12 protein-coding genes are annotated in these 18,915 nt (G+C 45.5%); 9 read left to right on the plus strand and 3 right to left on the minus strand.

The window, feature by feature from the left end:
- The 3 genes from treY to glgX form a co-directional block, all read right to left on the minus strand.
- On the minus strand, window positions 1–3,198 hold a 3,198-nt coding region (gene treY / locus RG47T_RS04820), incomplete at its 3' end, for a malto-oligosyltrehalose synthase (RefSeq protein WP_253187493.1).
- A gap of 343 nt (window positions 3,199–3,541) precedes the next feature.
- Window positions 3,542–5,374 carry a malto-oligosyltrehalose trehalohydrolase gene (gene treZ / locus RG47T_RS04830; protein ID WP_074488375.1) on the minus strand — a complete coding sequence of 611 codons (1,833 nt, stop codon included), beginning with the start codon at window positions 5,372–5,374 and terminating at the stop codon, window positions 3,542–3,544.
- A gap of 5 nt (window positions 5,375–5,379) precedes the next feature.
- Window positions 5,380–7,503, minus strand: a complete 2,124-nt coding sequence (glgX, locus tag RG47T_RS04835) for a glycogen debranching protein GlgX (protein WP_245770763.1) — start codon at window positions 7,501–7,503, stop codon at window positions 5,380–5,382.
- A gap of 156 nt (window positions 7,504–7,659) precedes the next feature.
- On the opposite strand from glgX, the gene RG47T_RS04840 reads away from it, so the two are divergent.
- The 9 genes from RG47T_RS04840 to RG47T_RS04880 all read left to right on the plus strand — a co-directional run bounded on the left by RG47T_RS04840 (window position 7,660) and on the right by RG47T_RS04880 (window position 18,913).
- Window positions 7,660–9,201, plus strand: a complete 1,542-nt coding sequence (locus tag RG47T_RS04840) for a TolB family protein (RefSeq protein ID WP_074488377.1) — start codon at window positions 7,660–7,662, stop codon at window positions 9,199–9,201.
- Window positions 9,202–9,208: 7 nt separating this feature from the next.
- The gene (locus RG47T_RS04845) at window positions 9,209–10,129 is read left to right on the plus strand and encodes a sugar phosphate isomerase/epimerase family protein (protein WP_074488378.1); all 921 of its coding nucleotides are present in this window, start codon (window positions 9,209–9,211) and stop codon (window positions 10,127–10,129) included.
- Between the two features lie 100 nt (window positions 10,130–10,229).
- The gene (locus RG47T_RS04850; protein ID WP_074488379.1) at window positions 10,230–10,832 is read left to right on the plus strand and encodes a gluconate 2-dehydrogenase subunit 3 family protein; all 603 of its coding nucleotides are present in this window, start codon (window positions 10,230–10,232) and stop codon (window positions 10,830–10,832) included.
- Entirely contained in the window at window positions 10,825–12,543 is a 1,719-nt protein-coding gene (locus RG47T_RS04855; RefSeq protein WP_074488380.1) for a GMC oxidoreductase, read from the plus strand. The genes RG47T_RS04850 and RG47T_RS04855 overlap by 8 nt, the downstream gene beginning before the upstream one ends.
- 135 nt (window positions 12,544–12,678) lie before the next feature.
- Window positions 12,679–14,361: a GMC oxidoreductase gene (locus tag RG47T_RS04860; protein WP_074488381.1), complete on the plus strand. Its 1,683-nt coding sequence runs from the start codon at window positions 12,679–12,681 to the stop codon at window positions 14,359–14,361.
- Between the two features lie 20 nt (window positions 14,362–14,381).
- The gene (locus RG47T_RS04865; RefSeq protein ID WP_074488382.1) at window positions 14,382–15,815 is read left to right on the plus strand and encodes a Gfo/Idh/MocA family protein; all 1,434 of its coding nucleotides are present in this window, start codon (window positions 14,382–14,384) and stop codon (window positions 15,813–15,815) included.
- A gap of 47 nt (window positions 15,816–15,862) precedes the next feature.
- On the plus strand, window positions 15,863–16,432 hold the full coding sequence (locus RG47T_RS04870) for a gluconate 2-dehydrogenase subunit 3 family protein (protein ID WP_074488383.1): 570 nt from the start codon (window positions 15,863–15,865) through the stop codon (window positions 16,430–16,432).
- Window positions 16,433–16,699: 267 nt separating this feature from the next.
- A complete protein-coding gene (locus RG47T_RS04875) occupies window positions 16,700–17,851 on the plus strand; it encodes a Gfo/Idh/MocA family protein (protein WP_245770762.1) in 1,152 nt (383 codons plus the stop codon).
- Window positions 17,852–17,860: 9 nt separating this feature from the next.
- On the plus strand, window positions 17,861–18,913 hold the full coding sequence (locus RG47T_RS04880; protein WP_074488385.1) for a sugar phosphate isomerase/epimerase family protein: 1,053 nt from the start codon (window positions 17,861–17,863) through the stop codon (window positions 18,911–18,913).
- Window positions 18,914–18,915 lie beyond the last annotated feature (2 nt).

The following is an 18,915-nucleotide window of genomic DNA, read 5'->3' on the forward strand; positions in this document are numbered from 1 at the left end:
CCAGGGTTGGCCATCATGGTTTTCGCGCAGGGCTTTATATAAGGCAAAGTCAGTTAGCCAATAAGCCTCCTGTTTACAAAAATCTGTAAAGTCTTTTTTTAGGGGCTTAAAATCACTTTTGTAAAAGTTCTCGTAAGCACGGTCAAAAAGTTCCTGTTTCAGGTCTTCTACTTTGGGGAAATTAATTTTATCTGTTTGTGGCAGATGAAAATCATCCAGGTCATCTTCATTTAACAGGCCATCCTTAACCAGTAAAGCCGGACTAATAAGCAGGGTATTACCCGCCATGCTGCTAAACGAGCTATAGGGCGAATAATTTTGATCGGCCCCGATGGGGTTAAGTGGCAACAACTGCCAATATTTTTGCCCGCTTTGGCTTAAAAAATTGGCAAATGAATGCGCACCCGGGCCTATATCGCCAATGCCAAATGCCGAGGGTAACGAACTGATATGCATTAATATACCGGCACCACGGTTATTTTCGGGGTTGCTTAACTTAATGACTGCCAGTGGCACATGGCGAAATATTTCACTGATTAATAATTCGTCATCCAGTATTTTACCCTTTAAATCTAACGACTGATGCTGCCAATGCCCAGGTGCTTCTTCGGGCAAAATTAGGCGGGTATCTTTCCAGTCGATAGCCGTGATTTCTTTTTGCTGTGCCTTGCAAATGGTGGCTGTGTAAAGCGGAATTGCTACCACCAGCCATTCATTTTGATTGCGGCGGGCAAAAGCAATAATATTGTCTTTATAAGCACCCTTTACCTTTAGCGGAATGTATTCGCCTTTGGCGAATAGCGCTGCTTCTGAGCTTCTGAGTTTAAATAGTTGCTGCGTGAGCCAAAGTTTAATATGGCCGTTGTAGCGATCGGCCCATAGGTCGGTTAGGGCTTCTGATGTGTCTGCAGATAGTTTTTTATTTAATAATTTCGAACGCAATTGATAATCTACTGGGCGGCGGTTATCGGGGTCAACCAGGCTCAGGTCCCATAACTCGCATCCCTGGTAAACATCAGGCAGGCCGGGGCAGGTGAATTTGAGCAATAACTGTGCTAGCGAATTGATAATGCCATGGTCTGCAATATCCTGCTGAAATTTTTGGAACGATGACCAGAATTCACCTTGCTGGTCTAGTAAGCCGGCGGCAAAATCGAGCGTAGCTTTTTCATATTCCGCATTGGGCTGTGCCCAGTTAGAGTTTACCTTGCCTTCGCGGAGGGCTTTGGTGAGGTATTCTGCTAAACGCTCGCCAAAATTATCATCGCCTTCGCCGGGCATTGGGTAGGCAGCTGCAATGGTTTGGTAAATAAAATAGCGATCATTGGCATCCGGAGCGGAAGCAGTGTCTTTATGCAGCTTTTCCCAATGCTTAACAGCATCCAGCCACTCGTGCGGTAAGGCCGTTAATACGTTTAATCTGGTGCGTACATCTTCGCCACGTTTGGTATCATGGGTTGATGTGCCGTTGAGTGCCAGCGGCCATTGTTTTTGCCGTTGTTTCATCAGCTTATGGAAATCTTTAACAGATAGTCCAAAAGCATCCGGCGCGTCGCCAACTTCGTTATGGCCTACAAAACGGTTGTAGGTATACATTAGGGTGTCCTCAACACCTTTGGCCATTAGCGGGCCGCTAAACTGCATTAATCGCTGGTAAAATTGCAAGGCTTTTTGATTATAAGAACTGCGGTTTTCGTGCGGCTTTTGCAACAGTGTTTTATCAAGCAGATCACATGCTACGGCCAGGTCTTTATTTTCTTTTACAACAGCATGCAGTATAGCCTGTATGCTTTCGGTTTCGTTATAAATAAGCGGCATTTGATTACCATAATAGCGGTAAACCGGGCAATGAATTAAAAACTGCGCAATGGCATTTTTGAGATTATCGCGTCCAATTAATTTGAGCGTTTTATCGTCGGCCAGTTTAAGCTTCAGAAAGTAGTTGAGCAGGTTATCCAACTCGCCCTGCATGTTGGCTTCCAGAATAGTTGCTTTCTTGATTAAGATTTGCTGATGAACAGGTTGCTTACTGCCAACCAGCTCCTCATAAAAATGATTGAACTTATTTAGAGATGAACTATCCGTGAGCAGGTTGTTTACCTGTGCTAAAAAATCGTAACCGGTGCTACCTTGTAAAGGCCATTGTGCAGGCATTTTTTCGCCTTGCTCCAAAATCTTTTCGGCAACAATATAGGTTTCGTCGCCGGCCAGTTCGCGCAGGTTATAAAGGTAGGTTTCAGGATTATACAAGCCATCGATATGATCAATCCGCAGACCCTGAAATATGCCTTCATCCACCATTTGTTTAATCACCCGGTGGTAATGCTTAAATACTTCGGGCTGCTGTATGTTGAGGCACATCAGGCTGTTTACTGTGAAAAAACGGCGGTAGTTAATTGCTTTATCTGTTTCTTCCCAGCTGCAGAGGCGGTAGTGCTGTTCGTCTGCCAGTTGCTTTAGCAGTACGGGATTATTATTTATGGTATCGATAGCTGTATGAAGATGTGCCTTAACCTCGCCTTGTTTTAAAGCAGTAGCGAGTTTAACTAACCATGCGCTCCATTTTAGAGTTAGCTTTTTACTGTCCTTGCCTTTTAATATGGCGGTGATCTCAGTTATCAGCTGTTTTAAATTTTCGGGTAATTGTTCACTGTTATGTTGAAGTATGGTTACATATGATTGCAGATTTAAAGGCCAGCTATTATCGAAATAGGTAAATTTTAGTTGCTTATTTTGGTATACTACTTTTAACTCACCGCTGTCAATAACATCTGATAATACCTTGCCCAAAAACGGCATCATTACGCGTTCATCCTGAAATAATTCGCTGGCCAGGCCCGTATCAAAAAATGAAGCATAAACAGATTGGCGGCCTTTCTCCAGCACATCCATTAACCAGGGGTTGTTGGCGTGTACACCCATATGGTTAGGCACAATATCCTGCAACCAGCCTATGTTTTTATCCTGCAATTTTTTACTAATAAGGCGCAATTGCTTTTCATTACCAACCTCGGGGTTGATGCGGTGCGGATTAACGCCATCGTAACCATGCGTACTACCAGGAGCGGCTTCAAAAACAGGGGAGGCATAAATGGTGCTTACACCCAGTTTTTGCAGGTAACTAATGATTTTCTCGAAGTCACTAAACGTGAACTGCTGATGAAATTGAAGGCGATAGGTTGCAATGGGATTGTACATAAAATATAAGATTGGGTCAAAAGAAATTCCCCTCTGCAAAGGGGCGCGTAAGGCTGTGTGCGGGGAGGGGTGTGTTTCTGCGATGAACTCAGCTAATATAATAACACACCCCTGCACCCCTCTCAAGAGGGGAATCGCGCGGGGCCATTGCTTTTGTTGGTTTGCTGGTATTTAGAATATATTATATTTGGAAAATTCCCCTCTAGAGAGGGGGCGTGTTTGGTTGTGTGCGGGGAGGGGTGTGTTTCTGCGATATAATCAGCAAATTTAAGAAAATGTCCCTGCGCTCCTCTTAATAGTGGGGTCGCGCGAAGGCCTTTGCTTTTATTATGCATTCTCAACATTATCCGATACAATAAATAATTACAGCTTGCGGCTGTAATTCAATGATCGCCTCACTCAAGAAACTGTTTGGCGATTCTTTGGGGCCACCCCATTCCGGATCTGCAGAATCTAACTGTTTGATCCATTTTTTATCGGTATGCGGCAGGGTAGTTTGCTGAACCGTGTTTGAAAAGTTCATTAATGCCACCAAATAATCGCCCTGATACCACCGTTGCAGGGTGAGCATCTGTTTGTCCTTGTCTGCATCTGCTTTTACCTGGTTTCTGTTGAGGTTGTGGATCACGGGCAAGTACTGGCGCAGTTTGATCAGCTTTTTATAATAAGCAAACATAGTTTGGTGTTGGCCCTTATCCTTCAACTGCCATTGCAATTTGGATTGTATGAAGGTTTGCTCGTCCATCGGGTCGGGCGCTTCGCCTTCGGCGTGGAAGGCAGCAAATTCGGCCTTGCGGCCTTTGCGCACGGCCTCGGCCAGCTCGGGGTCGGTATGGCTTACAAAGTATTGGAATGGGTTAGGCTCGCCCCATTCTTCGCCCATAAATAACATGGGGATGAAGGGGGCAATTAAAGTTGCGGCAGCCATCAGTTTCTGCATCTCGAAACTAAAAAGCTGGCTGCTTCGTTCGCCCAGCATTCGATTGCCAATCTGGTCATGATTTTGGGAGAAAACAATGAACTGATTCCCCGGATTATCTGTAGCCTTTACCCCGAAATTTTTATGCCGGTGCGCTGAATATTGCCCGTCGTAAACATACGCATCGTTGTAGGTTTTGGCCAAATGTTCAATACCATGAAAGTCTTCGTAATAGCCATCTCTTTCGCCGCCTGCGGTAACGCGTAAGGCATGGTGAAACTCATCAATCCATTGCGCATCCATCCCGAAGCCAGCTTTATCAAGCGGGTTAATGTAACGGGTATCATTTAAATCGCATTCTATGATGAGATGGTGCGGGCGGCCTGTTTCCTTTATTAAATGGTCAACATGCTCCTTAATCTCTGCCAAAATATGTTGCGGACTAAAATCCTTAATGGCGTGCACGGCATCCAACCGCAAGGCATCAATATGGAAATCGCGGAACCACATCAGTGCATTCTCTATGTAGTACTGTCGTACAGCATCGCACCAGGCATCATCAAAATTAATGGCGTTGCCCCAGGGGGTATTATATTTATCGGTAAAGTAGGGGCCGTACTCACTAAAGTAATTCCCTTCTGGGCCAATGTGGTTGTAAACCACATCTAACACCACGGCAATGCCTTTTTGATGGCAGGTATTAACCAAATGCTGTAATGCTTTTGGCCCGCCGTATGAGCTTTGTACGGCAAATGGATAAACGCCGTCGTAACCCCAGTTACGTTCGCCGGCGAACTGGGCTACGGGCATAATTTCAATAGCCGTAATACCCAGATTTTTCAGATAATCCAGCTTGCCTTCTATGGCTTCAAATGTGCCTTCGGGTGTAAATGTACCGGTATGGAGCTCGTAAATGATATACTCGTTAAGGTGCCAGTTTTTCCAGTGCTCATCTGTCCAGGCAAACGCATTGAGATCAATTACCTGCGATGCCTCATGAACACCCTTTGGCTGACTTAACGAACTTGGGTCGGGCAGGAACTTGTCGTCATCAAGCACAATTCGGTACAGATCACCATCTTTTAGTTGGTCGGTCTTTAATGCCCAATAGCCATAGTCCTGTTTCTGCATGGGCAGATCTATCCGGCCTGCGCAAACACGCAAACTTACCCTACCAGCATTTGGCGCCCATATTAAAGCATTGAACTCGCCGTCCGGATCTATGTTTACCCCTATTGTTCTTTTAACCGTTTCCATATTTATTATTCCCCCTGCGGATAGTGCAATAGTATAATTGAACGTGCATCTACCGTAACCGTTTCTTCTGCCTGGTATTTATCACCATCGCCTGTGGTACCTGTGCCAGTATCAAGCATTACGGTCCATTCCTTGGCATAGTCTGCCGATGGTAACTTATATTCTATTGTTTCGTGGTGGGCATTAAATATCACATAGAAATTGTCATCAATTAACTGCTCACCTTTAGCATTGCGAGAGCGCAAAGCCTTGCCGTTCATAAACACCGCCAGCGATTTGGCAAAATCATGGCTCCAGTGTTCATCATTCATTGGCTCACCTGTGGGTAAAAACCAGGCAATATCTTCCAGGTCACCATCCTTTACGGGCGCGCCCCTAAACCACCTGCGGCGGCAAAATGCCGGGTGATCGCGTCTTATCTTAATTAATTTTTGCGTAAAGCTTAGCAAGTCCTGGTCTGCTTTTTCCCAATCCATCCACGAGATCTCATTATCCTGGCAGTAGGCATTGTTATTACCTTGTTGTGTACGGCTCACCTCATCGCCGGCTACCAGCATCGGCACACCTTGTGAAAGAAATAGTGTGGTCAGGAAATTACGTTTCTGCCTTTCGCGCAGCTGGTTTATTTCTTCGTTGTCGGTCGGCCCTTCTTCACCACCATTCCATGACCGGTTATTGCTGTCGCCATCATTATTGTCTTCGCCATTGGCCTCATTATGCTTTTCGTTATAGCTCACCAGGTCATTCAACGTAAAACCATCGTGTGCGGTGATAAAGTTCACACTAGCTGTAGGTCGCCGAAACTCGTCGCGATACAGGTCAGAACTACCGGTAAAGCGTTCGGCAAATTCGGCCAGCATACTGTCGGCACCACGCCAGTAATCGCGGATGCAGTCGCGGTATTTTCCATTCCACTCACCCCAGCCGGCAGGGAATTTACCTACCTGGTAACCTCCTTCGCCAATATCCCAGGGCTCGGCAATCAGCTTTACCTGAGATATAATAGGGTCCTGGTGTATAATATCAAAAAAGGCACTCAGGCGGTTAACCTCATGCAGTTCGCGGGCAAGTGTAGCGGCAAGGTCAAACCTAAAGCCGTCTACGTGCATATCGGTTATCCAGTAGCGCAGGCTATCCATAATAAGCCTCAAAACACTTGGTAAATTAGCGTTTAAGGTATTACCGGTACCTGTATAGTCCATGTAAAAGCGTTTGTCATCTTCCATCAGGCGGTAATAACTCTCGTTATCCACCCCTTTAAAAGAGATAGTCGGGCCCATCTGGTTGCCTTCGGCAGTATGGTTATAAACCACATCCAGTATCACCTCTATGCCTGCTTTGTGCAGCTCTTTTACCATGTTCTTAAACTCGTTCACCTGCTCGCCCTGTGTGCCGGTGCAGCCATACAAAACTTCGGGTGCAAAATAGCCGATGGTATTGTAGCCCCAATAATTGGTAAGGCCTTTTTCCTTCAGGTGGCGGTCGGCTAAAAAGTGATGCACAGGCAACAATTCAATGGCAGTAATGCCCAGGTCTTTTAAATATTTGATGGTAGATGGATGCGCGATCCCGGCATAACTTCCGCGCTGTTCTTCGGGGATATCATTACATAGTTTAGTAAAGCCGCGTACATGGGCTTCATAAATTATGGTATCGGTATAAGGTATTTTTAGCGGTTTATCATCCCCCCAGTCAAACGACGGGTCAATTACCACACTTTTGGGTAGATAAGGTGCGCTATCTGTTTCGCTGAAACTCAGGTCTTCGTCGGGGTTGCCAAGTTCGTAACCAAAAAGCGAATCATGCCATTCAATGGGGCCTGCTATGGCTTTGGCGTAAGGGTCTATCAGTAATTTATTAGGGTTAAAACGTTGGCCGTTTTCGGGTTCGTAAGGGCCGTAAACACGGTAACCATATAGTTCTCCGGGTTTAATATCGGGTATAAAGGTGTGCCAGATCTGGTGTGTACGTTCTAATAGTTCAATTCTTGCATACTCTTTTTCGTCAGTAGCAGATTTAAACAAGCAAACTTCCACTTTGGTAGCTTTGTCTGCATATAAAGCAAAATTTACGCCATTGTCTTTCCAGGTGGCGCCAAGCGGATAAGGTTCTCCAGGGTAGTTTTTCATAGTCATATACCCATCAATCAATAATCATTAAAAATGTTTGTGCGAACATCAAAATCTGATAAAATAGTACATTAATTTAACGGCAATGATGTATTTATATACAGGTTGTAATTGATAACTTAGTCCACCAATTATAAGTTACCTAACTTCAATATTATGAAAAACACCCTGTGCTGTGTGTTTACCGGTTTACTGGTAACCGCAGCTAGCTACCTGCCGGTTAGTGCACAAACCGGCCCTGGCATTTTTGCCGGGCAAGCCGATGTTGGCCGTGTTAAACATCGCGGTAGCGCAGTTTATAACCCTGCCTTGCAGCAATATAATATTAAAGGTTCGGGCACCAATATCTGGTTCAATCACGATGAATTTCATTTTGTGTGGAAAAAGATCAAAGGCGATTTTATACTGCGCACCAACGCTGCTTTTATTGGCAAAGGGGTAGAGCAGCACCGCAAATGGGGCTGGATGGTACGTACCAGCCTGGATAGCTCGTCGGCGCATGTAAACGCTGTTGAACATGGAGATGGTTTAACCTCCCTGCAATACCGCCGTACCTCGGGCGCCACTACCGAAGAAATTAAATCGAAAATAACCCATGCCGATGTGATCCAGCTGGAGCGGCATGGTACTACCTATACCATGTCTGTAGCCCGTAAGGGTGATACTTTTGTAACTGAAGAAGTAAAAGATATCGATCTGGGCGATGATGTATATGTTGGCCTGTTTGTATGCTCGCATAACCCGGACGTTATCGAAGAAGCTGTTTTTGACAATGTGCGCATTGTGATACCCGCTGATAAAACCATGAACGGTTACCAGAAACATATAGGCAGCAGTATTGAAATTTTAGACCTGGCTACGCAGAACAGTAAGATCATTTACCAGTCGCCAGCATCTATCCAGGCTCCCAACTGGACGCCCGATAACAAATCGCTTATTTATAACAAAGAAGGGCTGCTTTATAAGTACGATCTCAAAACCAATACCCCGGCTATACTGAATACCGGTAAAGTAAACCAGAACAATAACGATCACGTACTTTCCTTCGATGGTAAAATGCTGGCCATTAGCAGTTCGACTGCGGGCAGCGATGGATCAATAGGCTGGGTAGTACCGGTAACCGGTGGCGAACCGCGCAGAATGAATGAGGTTGGGCCAAGCTATATGCATGGCTGGTCGCCGGATGGGCAGTACCTGGTATTTACCGGCCAGCGCGATAAAGAATTTGATATTTACCGCATCCCATCAAAAGGGGGCAAAGAGATTCGCCTGACTACCGCACCCGGACTTGACGACGGCCCGGAATACACACCCGATGGTAAATACATTTACTTTAATTCTGTACGCAGCGGCCTGATGCAGGTTTGGCGGATGAAAGCCGATGGAACAGAACAAACACAAATTACGCATGATGATTTTAATAACTGGTTTCCGCATGTTTCGCCGGATGGCAAATGGATTTTGTTTATAACCTTCATGAAGGGTGAAGTTGAACCCGGTGATCATCCTTTTTACAAACATGTTTACCTGCGGATATTACCGGTAAATGGCGGCGATGGTATTGAGCCTAAAGTGGTTGCCTATCTGTATGGCGGGCAGGGTACTATCAATACGCCATCATGGGCGCCGGATGGCAAGCACCTGGCATTTGTAAGTAATTCACAGTTGTTGTACCCGATCTTCCCGATAGAAAAATAAGCAGTTAATGAATTTATCACGCAGAGTATTTATTAAAACAGGTGCGCTGGGTATAGCCGGGAGTGCTTTGTTAAAAGAGAGCTTATTTGCCGGGGTAGCAGGTAAAGAGTTGGTTGGCTTACAGTTGTATTCGGTTCGCGAAGCGATGAAAACCGATGCAGCTGGTACATTAAAGAAACTGGCTGATGGTGGTTACCGCTACATAGAACATGCCGGCTATGCCAATGGTAAGTTCTATGGCTACACGCCTGGAGAATTTAAAAAGTTAATGGCTGATTTGGGGCTTAAAATGCCGAGCGGCCATAGCCGTATGTCTCTTTCTGACTGGGACAGTACTAAAAACGACTTTACCGATGTTTGGAAGAGAACCATTGCCGATAGCGCCGAAGTAGGGCAGCACTTTGTACTGAACCCCTGGCTGGATGAGAATTTGCGTACAGATCCCGAAGCCTTGAAGCGCCTGATGCAACAGTTTAACAAAAGCGGAGAGCTTTGTAAAACTTACGGAATGAAGTTTGGCTACCATAACCACAACTTTGAGTTTATTACACCAATGGGCAATGGTAACCTGTACGATTTTATTATCCAAAACACCGACCCGGCATTAGTTGCCCAGCAAATGGATTTTGGCAATATGATTGGTGCGGGTGCCCAACCGGTAGATTATTTGAAAAAGTATCCCGGCCGTTTTGAGTTGTTGCACGTAAAGGATGAGATTAAAAGCGATGGAAAAGGCGATTTGGGCGATGGTTACGATAGTACCATACTGGGTGATGGTATAATGCCTATGCAAGAGATACTTACCTTGGCACGCAAAATTGGGGGTACTACGCATTTTATGATCGAGCAGGAATCATACCAGGGGAAAGACCCGGTCGATTGTGTAAAAAAGGACTTACAAATAATGAAAAAATGGGGCTATGTGTAGCGCCATTTAAGATTAAACGTATATTGCATTAATAAACTAAGCGCTTTTTGGTCCCCTCGCAAAAAGCAAATTTTTATACCGATTATAAATTTAACACCGCATGAACAGGCGTACCGTTATAAAAAATCTGGCTCTTATTATTGGTGGTGCCACGCTCTTACCCTCGTGTTTTCAAGAGCATGGCAAAGCGTCAATGGCGTTTAAAAAAATCAACGTAAGTGCCGATCAGGAACGGTTTGTTGCCGATGTGGCCGAAACCATTATTCCTAAAACTGATACCCCGGGAGCTAAAGACCTTAGCCTGCATTTATTTGTGCTCAAAATGGTTGATGATTGTTTTAGCAAAAAAGACCAGGATGCGTTTATGGCCGGGCTTGATAAGCTGAGTAAGGAGGCTGAAAAACGCTATGATAAACCTTTTGGCCAATGCAGCCAGCAACAGCGCGAAAGTTTGCTGACCGAGCTTGATCAAAAGCAAATGGCCTACCAGAAAGCACAAAATGCACATGGCAAAAATTTAAAGAAAGAGTTACCTGCCGATGATATGCTGGCCTTTTACGGTATCACTAAGGGTGAAACCATTTTTGGGTATACCAATTCAAAATATTTTATGACCAAACAAATTGTATACGAGCTGATACCCGGCCGCTATAATCCTAATTTCCCTGTTAAAAATCTTAAAGCTGGTATAAAGCATGGCTAATTTAAATATAGACAATGCCAAACAACGCACCTTTGACGCTATCGTCATCGGTTCGGGCATGAGCGGGGGATGGGCTGCCAAAGAATTTACCGAAAAAGGTTTAAATACCCTGATGCTGGAGCGTGGGCGCGACGTAAAACACAACATAAATTACCCCACCACCAATATGTACCCCTGGGAGTTTTCGCACCGGGGCGAACTATCGTATGATATTAAACAGGCTAACCCCATCATTAGTAAGTGTTATGCTTTTAAAGAAGATGCCATGCATTTTTTTGTGAAAGATAAGGAGCACCCCTATGTACAGGATAAACCCTTCGATTGGATCCGTGGGTACCAGGTTGGTGGCAAATCACTGATGTGGGCCCGCCAAACCCAGCGCTGGAGCGACTATGATTTTGAAGGCCCTGCACGTGATGATTTCGCGGTAGACTGGCCTATCCGTTATAAAGATATTGCACCGTGGTATAGCTACGTAGAAAAATTTGCCGGTATCTCAGGCAATAAAGACGGCTTGGATAGCCTGCCCGATGGTGAGTTTTTACCCGCCTTTCCACTAAATAGTGTAGAGAACCACTTTAGCAAGGTACTGGGGAGTAATTATCAAAACCGCCATGTTATTAGTGCGCGCTGTGCGCATTTATCGGTACCGCAGCCTATCCATCTGCAACAGGGGCGGGTAATGTGCCAGAAAAGAATACTGTGCCAGCGAGGTTGCCCCTTTGGAGGGTATTTCAGCGCCAACTCCACCACTATTCCGTGGGCATTAAAAACAGGTAAACTAACGCTAAGGCCACATGCTGTAGTGCAGGAGGTAATCTTCGACGATAAAAAAGGTAAAGCTACCGGTGTACGCATTATGGATACCGAAACCAAAGAGGTGATAGCGTACTATGCCAAAGTGATATTTGTTAATGCCGCAGCTATAAACACTAACCTGGTATTGCTTAATTCAAAATCGCAGCGTTTCCCTAACGGCTTGGGCAATGATAGCGGTGTGCTGGGTAAATACGTGGCATTCCATAATTACAGCGCACGCATTTCGGCCGAATATGACGGCGATATGGATTTAACCACCGATGGCCGCAACCCGGCAGGAGGTGGTTATATACCGAGGTTTAGAAATTTGAAGAAGCAAGAAACCGGCTTTTTACGGGGGTATGCAGCTGGTTTCAGTGCGTATCGCGGATTGGATACTGACTCTACAGGCGTTGGTAAAAATCTGAAAGAAAACATTATCCACCCAACATTAAGTGGCTGGAAGGTTGGCTCGCACATGATGGCCGAAACCATCCCCAAAGAAACCAATACGCTTACTTTAGATGCCAGCCAGAAAGATGCATGGGGCGTACCGCTATTAAAGTTTAACATTGATTATGATGATAACGATGCTAAAATGAAGCAAGACTATTTTGAGCAGATGACCGAGATGTTTACCAAAGCAGGCTTCAAAAACATCCAGACCAACGACAGTAAGCAAGCCCCGGGACTGGATATCCATGAAATGGGTGGTGCACGGATGGGGAGTGACCCTAAAACATCAATACTTAACAAATGGAATCAGATGCATGCTTGTAATAACATATTTGTTACAGACGGAGCCTGCATGACATCAACTTCGACCCAAAACCCCTCATTAACCTATATGGCACTAACAGCCAGGGCGGTTGATTATGCGGTAGGCGAAATGAAGAAGGGAAACATTGCTTAAAAAGTTAAATAAAAGAGCTTTATTGTGTAGAAAAAACACAATGGACGTTTTTGATAGAATAAAAAAAATCATACATTAGACCGGGCTTACCAAGCAGGCGCCCGTTTTGTAACCAAATTATACCTTTCTTTTTTTATGTCAGCTAACAATACATATGATGCTATCGTTGTTGGATCGGGGATCTCCGGCGGATGGGCAGCTAAAGAACTAACCGAAAAAGGCTTAAAAGTGCTGATGCTAGAACGCGGACGCAATATTGAGCACATTAAGGATTATGTAAATGCCAACAAGGCGCCATGGGAGTTTGAACACCGTGGAGGGCGTACCCAAAAAATGATTGAAGATTATCCCGTGCTTAAGCGTGACTACACGTTGAACGAGGCTAATCTTGATTACTGGGTTAACGAAAAAGAAAGCCCCTATGTAGAGGATAAACCGTTCGACTGGTTTCGCGGGTATCACGTGGGGGGCCGCTCGCTCATGTGGGGCCGTCAGTCATACCGCTGGCACGAGAGCGATTTTGAAGCTAACTTAAAAGATGGTATCGCTGTAGATTGGCCTATCCGTTATGCCGATTTGGCACCGTGGTATAGCTATGCAGAAAAATTTGCGGGTATCTCTGGTAACCGCGATGGCGTACCTATCCTTCCGGATGGCGATTTTATGCCGGCCATGGAAATGAACGTGGTTGAAAAAGATGTTTCGGCCCGTTTAAAATCCTATTACAAAGGCAACCGCCATATGATTATTGGCCGTACGGCTAATATCACCGTACCGCACGAGGGGCGTACCAATTGCCAGTATCGTAACAAATGCTGGTTAGGTTGTCCGTTCGGTGCCTATTTCAGCACACAATCATCTACCTTACCGGCTGCCATGAAAACAGGCAACCTTACTTTACGCCCGTGGAGCATCGTAACCAAAGTATTGTACGATAAAGACACCAAGAAGGCAAAAGGAGTAGAGGTACTGGATGCCGAAACCAACAAAACATACGAGTACAACGCGAAGATCATTTTCCTGAATGCGTCGACCATTAATACGGCCTGGATTCTCCAAAACTCGGCTACAGATATATGGCCTGATGGTTTAGGGAGCAGCAGCGGCCAGTTAGGTCACAACCTGATGGATCACCATTTGGGTGTAGGTGCATCGGGTATGGTAGAAGGTTATGAAGATAAATACATGTATGGCCGCCGTGCAAACGGGATCTATATACCGCGTTACCGCAACCTGGATGGCGACAAACGCGATTACATCCGTGGTTTTGGTTACCAGGGCCGCGCAGACCGCGACCGTTGGAGCCGCGATATTCCTGAAATGAACTTAGGCGGCGATTTTAAAGACGCATTAGCTGAGCCGGGAGCATGGCACATGGGTATCGGCGGTTTCGGCGAAACATTGCCTTACCACGAAAACCGCGTTTACCTTGATAAAACCAAGAAAGATAAATGGGGACTGCCGGTACCGGTAATCAATGCCGTAATTAAAGATAATGAAATGAAGATGCGCATTGATATGGCAAATGATGCCAAAGAAATGCTGGAAGCTGCAGGCGTGAAACAGGTAAACACTTACACCTCTGAAGCTGTGCTTGGAAAAGGTATCCACGAGATGGGTACCGCGCGGATGGGGCGCGATCCAAAAACATCAGTATTAAATGGCTGGAACCAGGTTTGGGATGCGCAAAACGTATTTGTTACCGATGGTGCCGCCATGACATCTGCTGCCTGCCAAAACCCTTCATTAACTTATATGGCTATGACAGCACGTGCTGCCAACTATGCCGTTGAGCAATTAAAGAAAGGTAATCTTTAAGCAAATCAAACTATCAACCAATGAGCAACAACCCCGAAGAGAAGCAAGATAACACTTCATCCAGGCGCGACTTTCTAAAAACAGGCGCAATAGCTGCGGCTGGTTTTATGATTGTTCCGCGTTATGTTTTAGGTGGTAAAGGATTCATAGCACCAAGCGATCGTTTAGTGATTGCCGGTGTAGGTGTAGGCGGAAAAGGTGAGAGCGATATTGCCAATTTTTACAAAAGCGGAAAAGCCGAGATCGGTTTCCTGTGCGATGTAGATGATCGTCGTTCAGCGAAAACGAGAGCAAGCTTCCCTAAAGCAAAATATTATAAAGACTGGCGCGAGATGTTTGATAAAGAACATAAGCATTTCGATGCCGTGTCTGTATCCACGCCAGATCATAACCATACCATCATTACCTATCATGCCATGCAGCTGGGCAAGCACGTTTATGTGCAAAAGCCGCTAACGCACGATATTTATGAGGCGCGCATACTTACAGAGGCGGCTAAGAAGTACAAAGTAGTTACCCAAATGGGTAACCAGGGCGCATCAAACGATGGTACCCGACAGTTATCTGAGTGGTATGATGCCGGCGAAATTGGCGACGTGCATACTATTTACTGCTGGACTAACCGCCCTGTTTGGCCACAAGGTATCCAGTGGCCAACAACCAAGGCAGAAATTCCGAAAGAACTAGACTGGGATTTGTGGTTAGGTACTGCACCACAAAAAGATTATGTAGATAAACTGGTACCCTTTAACTGGCGCGGCTGGTGGGATTACGGCACCGGTGCTTTAGGTGATATGGGTTGCCATTTGGTTGAAGCTCCATTCCGTATGCTGGGTTTAAAGTATGTAAAAAATGTACAGGCCAGCGTGGGCAGCGTTTATGTAGATGAATTTAAAAAAGGCGTTTTCCCTGAAAGCTGCCCGCCATCGAGCCACATTACGCTTACATTCCCTAAAACCGAGAAAACCACAGGCGACGTTACTTTACACTGGATGGACGGTGGCATTGAACCTGAAAGACCGGATGAGCTTGGCCCGAACGAAAAATGGGGTGGCGAAGAAGGCAACGGTACACTATTTATAGGTACCAAGGGTAAAATGTATGCAAGTACATATTCTTCAGCAGCAACGCTGTTACCAAAATCAAGAACAGCCGAAGTAAATGTGCCTCAAAAATGGGCACGCGTACCCGGCCAGTCCGAAGGGCATTATGGCCAATGGGTAGAGGCTTGTTTAGCCGGTTACGGTAAAAAAGAAGTAAGTTCTCCGTTTGAAGTTGCTGGCCCGCTTACAGAGGCTTTACTGATGGCAAATTTGGCTGTACGTGGTCACGATTTACCAGGCGGACAGTTTAAATATGAGTGGGATAGTGCAGCCATGAAAGTAACCAATTTTGATGCGGTTAATAAATACATTAAACGCGATTACCGCCAGGGCTGGACCCTGGGCATTTAGAAAAAATATTTATTCAGTAACAATTAACATAGTAACCAAACCAAACTATGAACAGAAGAGACGCTATTGAAAGAGTAGCATGGATACTGGGAGGAACAGTGATCGGTGCCGAATTTTTTATGTCGGGGTGTAAACCGGCAGGCAGCAAGGTAGAAGATCTTTTTGATCAGGACCACACGGCTTTTTTAAATGAAATTGCCGAAACCATTTTGCCTAAAACCAACACGCCAGGCGCTAAAGAAGCCAAGGTGGGGCAGTTTATTGGGGTAATGGTACGCGATTGCTACACCGCAGATGATCAGAAGATTTTTCTGAACGGCTTAGGTAAACTTGATGATGCTACTGAGAAAAAGTACAGCGTTAAATTTATGGGGGCCGATATTAAACAGCGTACCGCTGTTTTAGCCGACCTGGATAAAGAGCAGGCTGCCTACAACAAAACTAAAAAGAAAGACGACCCTAACCATTATTACGAAATGATTAAACAACTAACGTTGTTGGGTTATTTTACTTCAGAGCTGGGCTGCACCAAAGCAATGCGTTATTTACCTGTACCGGGTAAGTTTGTGGGTGATTACCCTTACAAAAAGGGCGATAAGGCCTGGGCATTGGTATAGGGAGAGTGCAGCAATTTGCGTTAGGGATAGAAGTGGAAAGCCCGGAGCGTAGCGAGGACTTGCAACGGATAGCCCGACCCGTAGGGGAACGCCCAGAACGTTGTTGGTAAACATCAATTTGTCGTTGCGAGCGATTGCGTGGCAATGTCGTCGTATGTTATCCGATATGCATGGCTACGAGATTGCCACGTCGTTACACTCCTCGCAATGACAACTAGAAGAGGTGATGATGGAAAGAAAAATAGAATAGGGAACTAAACTTTACGAATGAAACTAAGATTAGGAATGATCGGCGGTGGACAAGGTGCTTTTATAGGCGCTGTACACCGTATTGCTGCACGTATAGATGATGAATATGAGTTGGTTTGCGGCGCTTTTAGCAGCGACCCTGTAAAAGCAAAAGCCAGTGGTATAGCTTTAGGTTTGGACGAAAACCGGATCTACGGCTCCTACAAAGAGCTGATTGAAAAAGAAAAGCAATTGCCCGAAGATGAGCGGGTACAGGTTATCAGCATTGTTACGCCTAACCACGTACACTTCGAGCCCTCCAAAATGGCTTTAGAGAACGGTTTCCACGTGGTTTTAGATAAACCGATGACTTTCTCATTAGATGAAGCTAAACAATTAAAAGATGTTGTGGCGAGCAGCGGTAAGCTGTTTTGCCTAACCCATACCTACACCGGTTACCCCATGGTGAAGGAAGCTAAACAATTGATAAAATCCGGCAAGTTGGGTAAGATCCGCAAGGTGTATGTATCCTATCCGCAGGGATGGTTAAGTGAATTTTTAGAGGGTGCAGATAATAAGCAAGCCTCGTGGCGCACCGACCCTGGTAAAAGCGGGATTGCTGGTGCCATGGGCGATATTGGTACCCATGCTTTCAATTTAGCAGAGTATGTTACCGGTTTAAGTGTATCGCACATGTGTGCCGATATTAACATTGTGGTAGAAGGCCGCAAACTGGATGACGATGGCGCAGTATTGCTGAAATTTGAAGGTGGGGCAAGCGGTGTTTTAATAGCCACCCAGATAGCAGCCGGCGAAGAAAATAATGTGCGCATCAGCGTTTCTGGCGAAAAAGGTACTCTAGTGTGGCAACAAGTTGATTGCAATTCATTAGTAGTAAGATGGCCGGATAAACCAGCCGAGATTTACCGCACAGGTGGTGGTTATACCAGCAGCTTCGCGCAGCATAATACCCGTACACCTGCAGGCCATCCCGAAGGTTACCTGGAAGCGTTTGCCAACCTGTACCGCAACTTTGCTTTAACTATTAAAGCTGGTATAGAAGGTAAGGATGCGCAGCCGGAATGGCTGGATTACCCCGGAGTAGAAGAAGGCGTGCGCGGTATGGCGTTTACAGAAAATGTGATCGCCTCGGGCAAATCGGACCAAAAGTGGACAGTATTTAAAATTTAAAAATAAAATATGGTTACCATAAAAGGACCTGCATTATTTATAGCACAATTTATTGGCGACAAAGCACCTTTTAATGATCTTAAATCTATCGCGCAATGGGCGGCAGGTTTAGGCTATAAAGGTTTGCAACTGCCAACCGGCGATCCGCGTTTTATCGATCTGCAAAAAGCTGCCGAAAGCAAAACTTATGCCGATGAGGTAAAAGGAACCGTTGCCGAATTTGGTTTAGAAATCACCGAACTATCAACCCACACCCAGGGCCAGCTTGTTGCTGTTAACCCGGTTTATGATGATCTGTTTGATGGTTTTGCACCGGCATCACTACACAAAAACCCAAAAGGCCGCCAGGAATGGGCAGTACAGCAGGTTAAATATGCCGCTAAGGCTTCGCAAAATTTAGGGCTGGCTGCCAGCGTTACCTTTAGCGGTGCATTTGCGTGGCCGTTTATGTACCCATGGCCTCAACGCCCTGCAGGTATGGTTGATGCCGCTTTTACAGAACTGGCTAAACGCTGGACACCAATATTGAACTATTATGACGAGCAAGGCATTGATCTTTGCTACGAGATTCACCCGGGTGAAGACCTGCATGATGGCATTACTTACGAGATGTTCTTAGAAAAGGTGAACAACCATCCCAGAGCGAATCTTTTGTATGATCCATCACATTTTGTATTGCAATGCCTGGATTACCTGGAGTATATCGACATCTATCACGAGCGTATTAAAATGTTCCATGTGAAAGATGCCGAGTTTAACCCAACCGGACGCCAGGGCGTTTACGGCGGCTACCAGAACTGGATTGACCGTGCAGGCCGTTTCCGCTCATTAGGCGATGGTCAGGTTGACTTTAAATCCATTTTTAGTAAAATGGCGCAATATGATTTTGCCGGATGGGCCGTACTGGAATGGGAATGTGCTTTAAAACACCCCGAAGACGGTGCACGCGAAGGTGCTCAATTTATAAAAGACCACATCATACACGTAACCGACCGTGTTTTTGATGATTTTGCAGCATCGGGCATTGATGCTTCATTAAATAATAAGATATTAGGAATCTAAAA

The organism is Mucilaginibacter polytrichastri, from assembly GCF_001911425.1.
Lineage (GTDB): Bacteria > Bacteroidota > Bacteroidia > Sphingobacteriales > Sphingobacteriaceae > Mucilaginibacter > Mucilaginibacter polytrichastri.